Origin of the sequence: Psychrilyobacter sp., from assembly GCF_049671765.1 — a bacterium.
In the GTDB taxonomy this organism is placed as follows: domain Bacteria; phylum Fusobacteriota; class Fusobacteriia; order Fusobacteriales; family Fusobacteriaceae; genus Psychrilyobacter.
On the sequence record NZ_JBATVM010000050.1, the window covers coordinates 1 to 10,270 of the forward strand.

The 10,270-nt window shown below is 29.2% G+C and carries 14 protein-coding genes; 9 read left to right on the top strand and 5 right to left on the bottom strand.

Translation table 11 applies throughout. The features are described from left to right. Nucleotides 1-69: 69 nt before the first annotated feature. Nucleotides 70-288, bottom strand: coding sequence for a hypothetical protein (locus WBG30_RS02190; protein ID WP_424503007.1), 219 nt, complete (start codon nucleotides 286-288; stop codon nucleotides 70-72). A gap of 144 nt (nucleotides 289-432) precedes the next feature. Further along, nucleotides 433-771: a zinc ribbon domain-containing protein YjdM gene (locus WBG30_RS02195; RefSeq protein WP_424503008.1), complete on the bottom strand. Its 339-nt coding sequence runs from the start codon at nucleotides 769-771 to the stop codon at nucleotides 433-435. A gap of 302 nt (nucleotides 772-1,073) precedes the next feature. On the opposite strand from WBG30_RS02195, the gene glsA reads away from it, so the two are divergent. The 9 genes from glsA (at nucleotide 1,074) to WBG30_RS02240 (ending at nucleotide 7,514) form a co-directional block, all read left to right on the top strand. Then, nucleotides 1,074-1,988, top strand: a complete 915-nt coding sequence (glsA, locus tag WBG30_RS02200; RefSeq protein ID WP_424503009.1) for a glutaminase A — start codon at nucleotides 1,074-1,076, stop codon at nucleotides 1,986-1,988. A 32-nt stretch (nucleotides 1,989-2,020) separates the two neighbouring features. Continuing rightward, entirely contained in the window at nucleotides 2,021-2,455 is a 435-nt protein-coding gene (locus WBG30_RS02205) for an NUDIX hydrolase (RefSeq protein WP_424503010.1), read from the top strand. Next, entirely contained in the window at nucleotides 2,436-3,152 is a 717-nt protein-coding gene (locus WBG30_RS02210; RefSeq protein ID WP_424503011.1) for a uracil-DNA glycosylase, read from the top strand. The genes WBG30_RS02205 and WBG30_RS02210 overlap by 20 nt, the downstream gene beginning before the upstream one ends. Before the next feature lie 117 nt (nucleotides 3,153-3,269). Then, on the top strand, nucleotides 3,270-4,127 hold the full coding sequence (locus WBG30_RS02215) for a hypothetical protein (RefSeq protein ID WP_424503012.1): 858 nt from the start codon (nucleotides 3,270-3,272) through the stop codon (nucleotides 4,125-4,127). A 114-nt stretch (nucleotides 4,128-4,241) separates the two neighbouring features. Next, complete coding sequence (gene ilvA, locus WBG30_RS02220) at nucleotides 4,242-5,450, top strand: threonine ammonia-lyase (RefSeq protein ID WP_424503013.1); 1,209 nt, start codon at nucleotides 4,242-4,244, stop codon at nucleotides 5,448-5,450. Nucleotides 5,451-5,574: 124 nt separating this feature from the next. Then, entirely contained in the window at nucleotides 5,575-5,793 is a 219-nt protein-coding gene (locus WBG30_RS02225; RefSeq protein WP_424503014.1) for a hypothetical protein, read from the top strand. Between the two features lie 101 nt (nucleotides 5,794-5,894). Beyond that, entirely contained in the window at nucleotides 5,895-6,533 is a 639-nt protein-coding gene (locus WBG30_RS02230; protein WP_424503015.1) for a histidine phosphatase family protein, read from the top strand. A gap of 177 nt (nucleotides 6,534-6,710) precedes the next feature. Next, nucleotides 6,711-7,139: a ribose 5-phosphate isomerase B gene (gene rpiB, locus WBG30_RS02235; RefSeq protein WP_424503016.1), complete on the top strand. Its 429-nt coding sequence runs from the start codon at nucleotides 6,711-6,713 to the stop codon at nucleotides 7,137-7,139. 33 nt (nucleotides 7,140-7,172) lie between these two features. Continuing rightward, on the top strand, nucleotides 7,173-7,514 hold the full coding sequence (locus WBG30_RS02240) for a histidine triad nucleotide-binding protein (protein WP_424503017.1): 342 nt from the start codon (nucleotides 7,173-7,175) through the stop codon (nucleotides 7,512-7,514). Nucleotides 7,515-7,549: 35 nt separating this feature from the next. Here WBG30_RS02240 and WBG30_RS02245 read toward each other — a convergent pair whose 3' ends face one another. The 3 genes from WBG30_RS02245 to WBG30_RS02255 form a co-directional block, all read right to left on the bottom strand. After that, a complete protein-coding gene (locus WBG30_RS02245; RefSeq protein ID WP_424503018.1) occupies nucleotides 7,550-7,756 on the bottom strand; it encodes a hypothetical protein in 207 nt (68 codons plus the stop codon). 367 nt (nucleotides 7,757-8,123) lie between these two features. Next, nucleotides 8,124-9,509 (bottom strand): recombinase family protein, encoded by a 1,386-nt coding sequence (locus WBG30_RS02250; RefSeq protein ID WP_424503019.1) that lies wholly within the window; start codon nucleotides 9,507-9,509, stop codon nucleotides 8,124-8,126. 96 nt (nucleotides 9,510-9,605) lie between these two features. Next, nucleotides 9,606-10,270 (bottom strand): hypothetical protein (locus WBG30_RS02255; protein WP_424503020.1); only part of this gene is annotated, 665 nt, incomplete at its 5' end.

The following is a 10,270-nucleotide window of genomic DNA, read 5'->3' on the forward strand; positions in this document are numbered from 1 at the left end:
AGATGGGGGCAGGGGGGTGAAGAAGCTTTAGCTTTTTTTTATTTGGGAATCGTATAGTTTTTAATTACTTTATTCCGTTTTGTTTTTATCATCTTTTTTGTCTGGATCAAATGCTTCAATTAATTTGTCATATTCAAATTTGCTGGCAATGTCATCTTCTTCGTGGAATTTTTTTAGATCATCCATAGGAATTCCTGTTTTCTTAGAAATGTTTTCTATAGATTTTTTTTCAACTTCAAGTAGATGTTTGATATAAGCAATAAATTTTTCATGATAACGTTTAGACATAACAATCACTCCTAATTAATTTTTAAAATTCCTATTCTAATTATAATCTACACATTAAACTTATATTTCCTTTTTATTTTATAAAATAAAAAAACTTCCTAATTAATAAGATGATTACTCTAATTAATTAAGAAGATTAAAAATTTATATTTTTTTTACAAATTCAGTTTTTAATTCCATAGATCCGATACCATCAATTTTACATTTGATATCATGGTCTGCATCGATTAATCTTATATTTCTTACTTTAGTTCCTTTTTTTACTACAAGAGAACTTCCTTTTACTTTAAGATCTTTGATTACACTAACGGTATCTCCGTCTACTAAAATATTTCCATTACTGTCTTTGTATACTTTTTCTGCATTTTCTTCTGCTTCAACCTCTGGATTCCACTCATATGAACACTCAGGACAGACCATAAGATTTCCATCTTCATATGTATATTCTGAATTACACTTTGGACAATTTGGTAAAGTTTTCATGATTTTATTTCTCCTTTTGCTATCTATAATTTATTTTCCGATTATAGTTTTTTATACTAATATAAAAAACTTACGTATAATACTTTATAACATTTTTTAATAAAAATCAAGTTCAGTATTTTTTTATCCCTTTAAAACTGTATATTTTTAATGAAAATTTATTTACTCTAAAACATCTCTGAAGAAAGTTGTATTAGCTTTTATTTTAATAGATGATGTGGTAAACTCTAGGTAAATAAAAGAATCGTCAATTTTGATATTGATTTTTTTTGAAATAAATAGAATGCCCGGGAGGGAGAGAGATGAGAGTTTTTTTAGACAAAATAGTAAAACAAAATAAAATTAAAACAAAATTTGGAAATGTAGCAAACTATATACCTGGACTTGAAAAAGCAAAAAAAGAAGACTTGGGGATATGTCTATTGGATATGGATGGGAATAAATATGTATATGGAGATTACAATAAAAAATTTACTATCCAAAGTGTATCTAAACCTATATCCCTTATGTTAGCAATGTTAGATAATGGTGTAGATTATGTATTTTCAAAAGTAGGAACTGAGCCTACAGGAGATGCTTTTAATTCTATGATTAGGTTGGAGACCGCCATCATAAAAAAACCTTATAATCCCATGATAAATGCTGGTGCTATAGCAGTTTCATCTATGATAAAAGGAGAAAACAAGGAAGGCAAATTTAAGAGATTACTAGATTTCTTTAAATTGGTAACGGAAAATGATACATTGACATATAATGAAGAGATATATTTAGGGGAAAATAGAACAGGAAATAAGAATAGAGCTATGGCTTACTTTATGAAAGACCAAGGAGTGATAGAGTCCTCTGTAGAAGATAGTCTAGATGTGTATTTTAAGCAATGTTCTATAGAAGTAACTACCATTGATCTGGCTATGGTTGGAATGTTTTTAGCTAGAAATGGTAGGCTATCTACTGGAGAAAAAATAATATCAGATTATCAAGCTAGAGTTGTAAAATCTTTGATGATGACTTGTGGCATGTATGATGGATCGGGTGAATTTGCTCTAAAAGTAGGCATACCATCTAAAAGTGGAGTAGGAGGAGGAATAATGTCGGTTCTTCCAAACAAAATGGGAATAGGAATATATGGCCCAGCTCTAGATAAAAAAGGGAATTCTATAGGTGGAGATGGTATATTAGAAGATCTGTCAAAAGAATTGGATCTAAGTATATTTTAAAAAACTATAATTTAGAGATGAGGGAGGCTTTTATGGAAATAAATTTTTATAATCAAAATGCAGTAGATAAGAAAAAATATTCAGTAATTATCCCCTTATATGAAGGGAAACTAGTTTTAGTTAAACATGAAGATAGAGATACACTCGAACTACCTGGGGGACATATTGAAAAAGGTGAAACAGCAGAAATGGCAGCTAAGAGGGAATTATATGAAGAAAGTGGTGCAACTAGTTTTGAGCTGACTTATCTATCTGATTATAGTGTAGAAGAAAATGGTGACTTGAATTATGGTAGTGTTTTTATGGCTGTAATAAATAAATTTGGTGATCTGCCAAATTTTGAGATGGAGGATAAATTTTTAGTGGAAGAAATTCCTACTAATCTAACATATCCAGAAATTCAAGGAGAATTCATGAAAAAATATATAGTAAAAAATGGAGGAAGATTTGAATTTAGAAAAAAATAAATTTTTAGAAGATAATAAAATTCATGATAGTTATCATGAATTTTTTACTTTAGAGATAATACAAGAAATAGAAAAAATAATGAAATCGATAACTAACTATACTCCTACTAAAAAAGATATATTTAAGGTGTTTAGAAGTGATCTTAATAAAGTAAAGATAGTTCTTTTGGCTATGGATCCATATCCACAAAAGGGAGTAGCTACAGGACTTGCATTTGAGGTAGAGAAGAATTCATGGATGGATAAAGAGGTAAATACCTCGTTAAAAAATATAATGAAATTAATTTATAAAACTTATGTAGGAGAGGTTCCTACAATAGATATGTTGAGAGATAAAATAAATAATAAAGTATTTGACGTATTACCTCCTAATGAACTTTTTAAATCTTGGGAGTCTCAAGGAGTACTACTGCTAAACACTGCATTGACAGTGGAGATAGGAAATTCTGGGAGTCATATCAAATTATGGAAAAATTTTACAGAAAAACTTATGGGATTTATAGAGGAAAAAAATAGTAATCTTATATTTTTACTTTGGGGAGCAAAAGCTCTAAAATATAAAAAGTATATAAAAAAATCTCAAATAATAGAACATAATCATCCTGCAATATGTGGAAATTTAAAAAATCCAAAAGATTTTTTAAATGGTGAGAGTTTTGAAAACACACGGGACCTGATCCAGTGGACAGGAAGGTAACAATTAGAAGCCAATGAACACCAATCTATAAAAACTAGTCACGAATGACACGAAAAAAAGATCTGAGAGTTGTATCAAAAAAATTAAAATTGAAATTATTTAAAAAGGAGAAAAACAATGAAATATTTTTTATTTATAGACCATCCAAAAGGTGGATTAGATATAGTTAGTCAAGAGAAAGAAGAAAGAATTAGAAAATATTTTAGTGGAATAGATACTATAGAAACTAAAGTTGCCTTAAAGGGAAAAGAATATAATGCCATTATAGATTATGCCATGTTTGCAAATTTAACTAATTTTGATTGCTTTAATTGTGTTGAGCACTGTTGTGGTGATGCTCCAGCAATATTTAATAAAAAAATTAGAAAATTTATATTAGAAAATAAAGATCGTTACAATGAGCTTACAAAAACTCTAGATATATTGGAAGAATTAGGAAATGATAGCGATGAAATTGAAGATATGATTTTAGAAGAAGAAGTACTAGTTCCTTCTAAATATATAGGAAATGAAATAGATCTATGTGCTTGTGCATATACTCCTAAAAATGGTCAGACTCTCTGCTCTCTACACTCGATTTGTTTGGATAAAAATATGAATCCCAAGGAAATTATAGAGAATAAACCACTTATATGTAGTATATGGCCATTAGAGATAATCCTAGATGAAGAGACAAATACTCTTTATTTCACATTGCCTGATGATTTCACTAATAATTTCACTATAGAGAACTTTTATACAAAATCTTGTATAAATATAGATTTTGCCATGAGTCCAATCTTTAGAAGAGAAAATCCAAATGGTTTTCTTGAAGAAGATTTTAAACCCTTTATAGTTACCTATGGAGAAACTTTAAAAAACGTTCTAGGAGAAGAGACTTACCATATGATAAAAAATAAATTATTAGAGGAAGATATATTAGAAAACGATGATTTTGTAATAGAAATAGAACAAATAAATAGAGCTTTAACATAAAAGAGTATAAAAAAATGATATTTTTCAACGAAAAATGTTGCATTTTTTCAACCTTTAGTTATATAATACTTTTATAGAGTTTAATACTAAAAAAATTATTCGGGGGATTGGATTATGCATAAAGTAAGATTAGAAGATATTCAAATAGCACAGAAGGTTTTGAAACCGGTTATAAAAAAGACATGTTTATTAGAATGTAAAGAATTAAGTAAGATAACAGGTGGAAAAGTTTATTTGAAGGCGGAAAATCTTCAGTTAACAGGATCATTTAAAATTAGAGGCGCTTTTAATAAGATAAGTAACTTAACTGATGCAGAAAAAGAAGCAGGAGTAATTGCATCATCAGCTGGGAACCATGCTCAAGGAGTCGCACTAAGTGCAACTAAGTTAGGAATAAAATCAACTATAGTGATGCCAGAGATCGCACCACTATCAAAAGTAGCAGCAACTAAAAATTTTGGTGCAGAAGTAGTGTTACATGGTTCTGTATATGATGATGCTTATGCAAAAGCTTGTGAGATCCAAAAAGAAACTGGAGCGACATTTTTACATCCATTCGATGATAAATTTGTAATAGCAGGACAAGGAACCATAGGACTTGAGATCTTAGATCAATTAGAAGACGTAGACGTAGTTCTTGTACCAATTGGTGGTGGAGGAATCTTATCTGGAATTGCGACTGCTATAAAAGGTGTTAAGCCAAGTGTAAAAGTAATCGGTGTAGAAGCAGCCAATGCACCTTGTATGAAGAGCGCAATTGAAAAGGGAGAAGTATATACAATAGATACAAAAGCTACAATAGCTGATGGGATTGCTGTAAGAAGAGCAGGAGATTTAACTTATGAGATCATCAAAGAGAATGTAGATGAATTTGTAACTGTTACAGAAACTGAGATAGCTAGAGCTGTATTATTATTACTTGAAAAAGATAAAATAGTAGCAGAGGGAGCAGGAGCAGTATCGGTAGCAGCACTTTTTAACAGTGATTTAGATCTTAAAGGTAAAAATATAGTATCTGTAATATCTGGTGGAAACTTAGATGTTAACCTTATGGAAAGAATCATTAACAAAGCGTTGATTGGTGAAAACAGAAGATTTACATTAATGGTAAAATTAGTGGATAAAGCAGGAGAGATGACTAAATTATTAGGATTAATAGCCGAATTAAAGGCAAATATCTTAACTTTAAATCAAACAATGTATAAAAACTCGCTTGCGATAGGAGAGCAAGAAGTAAAGCTTACTCTAGAAACTTTTGATAAAACACATACTGATAAAATAGTAAAAAAATTAACTGAAGAAGGATACGAAATATTAGGTTAATAAGCAGTTAATATAGAATCAAAAGATCCAGTATATATTGGATCTTTTTTTTAGAAAATTATAAATTTATTAGATTTCTTGCGGTTAGTTTTTTATATTGAAGATGAAAATTAGGGAGGAATAGATGGCAGAACTGAAAATACCTAGGGAAGAGGAAAGAATAGAGATAGAAAGGGAGTATGTATGTGTAAGGAAAGAATGTATATATGTAGAAGCACTCTTGTCTGTAAGCTATAGTATATTTGGGAGCACTTCTTTACCTAGAATAAGGTGTATAAATGGAAATTTTTATTTAAATCCTGATAGTGTGATATGTGCTAATTTAAAAGTGAGAGCAGATTAATAGAAGAGAGTTTTATTACTATAAGGAGTTTAGAAAGAGTGACAAAAAAGGAAAAACCCGATATAATATAAGAAATTCATTTATAAAAAAGGGAGTAAGTTATGTTAAGAATACATTTTGTTAGACATGGGCAAACCGAATGGAACGTTATAAAAAAATTACAAGGACATCTTAATTCACCATTGACTGAAGAAGGAGTAGAGCAGACGGAACTTCTCTATGAAAAACTAAGGTATGTTGATTTTAATAAGATATATACCAGTCCTCAAGGACGAGCACTTCATACTGCAAAAATATTAAAAGGGAAAAAAGATATAGAAATTTTGGAGCTTTCTGAAATTATGGAGATGGGATTTGGAGATGTAGAGGGATTAGAAAAAGAAAAATTTAGAGCAAAACATCCAGAAGCTTTTATGAACTTATGGACAGATGCTATAAAATATGATCCTAGTGATTTTGCTGGAGAGTCTTTTATAGAAGTAGAAAAAAGAGCTATTGAAGGATTAAAAAAATTAGTAGCAGAAAATAAAGTAGGAGATATCATGGTAGTCAGTCATGGGATGATATTGAAAGTTATATTCGGATATGTATTAGGACATGATCTGAATAAATTTTGGATAGATCCTGTACCGCAAAATACAAGTGTGACAACTATAAGTTATAGTGACGGAAAATTTAAAATGGAAAATTTTTCTAATATAGAACATTTAGAAAATCTAGAAGAGATAAGTTATATATAGTAATTTAGCTTATTAATAATATGTTAAACGTTCTCTTGAATTAAAGTCCGATAATTATTTAATATAATTATTAAATTAAAAATAATAAAACCAAACCTAGTAAAAATAAATTATATAGAATATAATAAACTGATAATTTTATATAATTATAATAAATATAAGAGGAAGGTATAAGAAATGAAAATAGCTATTGGTAGTGACCACGGTGGATTTGAATTGAAAGGAAAAGTAATAAACTTTTTAAATGAAAATGGATATGAAGTTTTAGATCTTGGATGTTACTCTACAGATTCTGTAGATTATCCTAAGTATGGAAGAATGGTGGGAGAAGCAGTAGTAGAAAAAAAAGCTGATAAAGGAATTGCAATCTGTGGAACTGGAATAGGAATAGGAATAGCTGCAAATAAAGTAAAAGGCGTACGAGCGGCACTATGTACAAATACAACAATGGCAAGGTTAACACGTGAACATAATGATGCCAATGTATTATCTATGGGAGCAAGAATGGTAGGAGATATATTAGCTTTAGAAATGGTAGAAGTTTTTTTAACTACTGAATTTCAAGGTGGAAGACATCAGACAAGAATTGATAAATTAGAAGGATAGACGTATAAAGCTAGTATTTTAGGAGGTAGAATTATGAGTACATTATTTACAAAAATAATTAACAGAGAAATTCCAGCATCCATTGTATATGAAACTGATAAGGTGATTGCTTTTAATGATATCGATCCCCAAGCACCAGTTCATATTTTAGTAGTCCCTAAAAAAGAGATTCCTACATTAAATGATATTGAACCAAAAGATAGCGAATATCTAATGGAGATGTATAGTGCTATAAAAGAAATTACTAGAGATTTAAAAATTGCAGAAGATGGATATAGAGTTATAACTAATTGTAATAGTCATGGAGGACAAGAAGTGTTTCATTTACACTTTCATATCTTAGGTGGAAAACCATTAGGAGCGTTACTGGTGTAGAAATGAAAAAAATATAAATTAAAAAATCAGGCTATTTATACCTGATTTTTTTTAATATATTCAGCTAGGATACCACCAAAAGCAAGGTGAAAACTATCCTCAGTTTGATCCCAAAGAACTTCATACTTTATTTTGTATAGGTTCCTAAAATCCTCTAATAACTCTTTTTCACCATGGAGTTCAACATGACCTTCAAATATAGTTAATTTAAAATTTGTTATGTCTAATTTGGGCTCCCACAATTCGATTACAAGGTTTTGATTTTTGAATGTAGAGTTATTATCTATCCCATTCCTTAAATGGCGATCTAGGGCAGTTGATATATTTTTTATAATAATAAATCTGTTTATAGAATAGCCTCTCTTCCAGATCTCCCATACAAGGTGTTTTTCAATTTTATTTTCTAATTCTAAAGTATAATCCTCTAGAAAGTCATCGTAATTATATTTGATCTTTTTTAAGTTAACGTACTCTACTATATTATAGAAAGGTATATTTATAGAATTATCTATTTTTTTATTATAGTATATAGGAATACTTTTAATAAACTTACTATAAAGATTACTTTTTTTTAGTTTTGAAATTAAAATGTTCAGTTTGACACCTCCCTTACATCAGGTTAAATTTTATAATAGCTCGATAGTTATTAATAAATAATATTTCATCTACTAACATATGAATGATTTCCTTTAACTCTTTTTCATTATTAAGATCGCTAATTTTATCAATATAAATTTTAAGTGCTCCTCTATTATCCATTAACTGTTCATGGTTTATTTTTTGAGTTGTTATTTTCTCTAGTTCTTTTTCTAAAGAATTAATTCTATTTTTTAAATCTTTAGAGGTTTCTTCATAAAGATTTTTAGGAATGTTTTCATCAAGGTATTCTAAATAGTTTGTTCTTTGTTGTCTCTTAGCTTTGCTAATCTCTTTCTTTATAGGGTCTATAAAATCGTTAGGATCACTTTGATCAATTTCATCTAGAAGATAAAAATTTTCTATAGAATTTTTAATTAAATTAATTACATATTTTTCCATTTGTACCATCTCTTCACCGCTTTTTGTACAGCTTCTTATTCCAAGATTAATGGAGTTACAAGTGAAATACTTTTTATCACTTTTATTATCCTTTTTTAGGATCATCCTCTCTCCACAATGGCATCTAATTAGCCCACTTAAAATAGAAGTGTTTAAGGTTTTAGTTTTAGTTTTTATAAATTCTTGGAGAGCTAGCCATCTTTCATATGGGATTACTCCTTCATGTTCACCCTTTACAAAAATAAAATCTTCTTGTCTCTCTAACTTACCATTTGGAAGGACTTTCCATTCACCGTATTTTATATATCCTGCTGGTACAGGATTAGTAAAAATTTTTCTAACTTGTCGCCACGGTCTTTTTACTTTTGATAGGCCTAATCTTCTTGAAATTTCTATTTCTGTTGTACCGCTAAAATACCATTCGACAGCCATTAAATATTTTTTTGCACCTTCTGGATCAATAACTAATTTTTTATTTATTTTTTTATGTGTCATTGGAACGGGGCCGCCCATATGTCTACCTTTCTTAGCTAGAGCATATTGACGATCTCGAACTCTTTTAGCTATTTTTCTACCCTCATATGCATTGATAACATTGATTATATTAACCTTTAACATTTGCTCTAAATCTCCAGGGTTAATCCATCCGCCTTCAGATACAGAGTATACTTGAACATTGTTATCTCTAAGCATTCTAAATAGTAAATGGTGGGCGATCTCATCTCTTGTTGATCTTGAAAGTTCCCATAGAATAAGAACTTTTAATTTTCCATCGATAATATCTGATTGTAGTCTTATAAAATCTTTTCTAGTAGAGGAATAACCACTTTCGAGGTCCATATAAATTTCAGAGTTATTGAATCCGATCTTCTCTCCGGCTTCTTTACATATATCAAGCATAGTTTGCCAGTCCTGACTGGTTGTAGATTCTCTTATATATATTCCTGAATTATCCATTTGATTTTACTATTTCCATTATTTTTTTAGCTAATTCTTTTTTTAAAGATTTTGATTTTTTTGAGTTAGAAATTGTTATTTTCATTTGAGCCTCCTTTATTTCTTAAACATTTTCAAATTATTTTTATTCTCAAATTCCTTTTCCTTATTTTTAATAGAAGTTTTTATCATTTTGAGGTGCTCCTCAATAGCCATAGCTTCAGTTTTATATTCTTCTAAAGTCCCACCATCTTCTACTTTTTCAATAATTTTTCTTAAATTATCTAGTTTTTTATAATTAACATATTGAACTGGTTTTTTAAACTCAATTGCTATCTGATCCTTTACAGGAGCTAATAATTCTTTTATAGTTTCAGCTTTTTTTATTCCTCCATGAATGATCTTTTCCCTGGCATCTGCTGTAACATCTTTATGGGTCAAAAATTTAACAGATTGGGTAGAGAGTGAAGCAATAAAATCTTTTTTATCACCGAACTCCTGGAACAAGATAAATCTTTTATTGAACTCAGAAATATTATCTTTTGTAAGTCCATTGGCTTCATACCAATCCATAAAATCACCAGACTTTTTAAATTTTAAAGAAACCTGATTAAGAATTATGCATATATCATATAGAGATTCTGATATTCCCATAAACCTTTTTCTTAATTTCTGCTCACTACTTTTTATAAACTCAATATCTTCTTTTTCAATTTCGCGACTCCCGAAATCAAAATTTGAGACATATATTTCTTTTTTCACTGCTTTTTGTAATTCCCCAA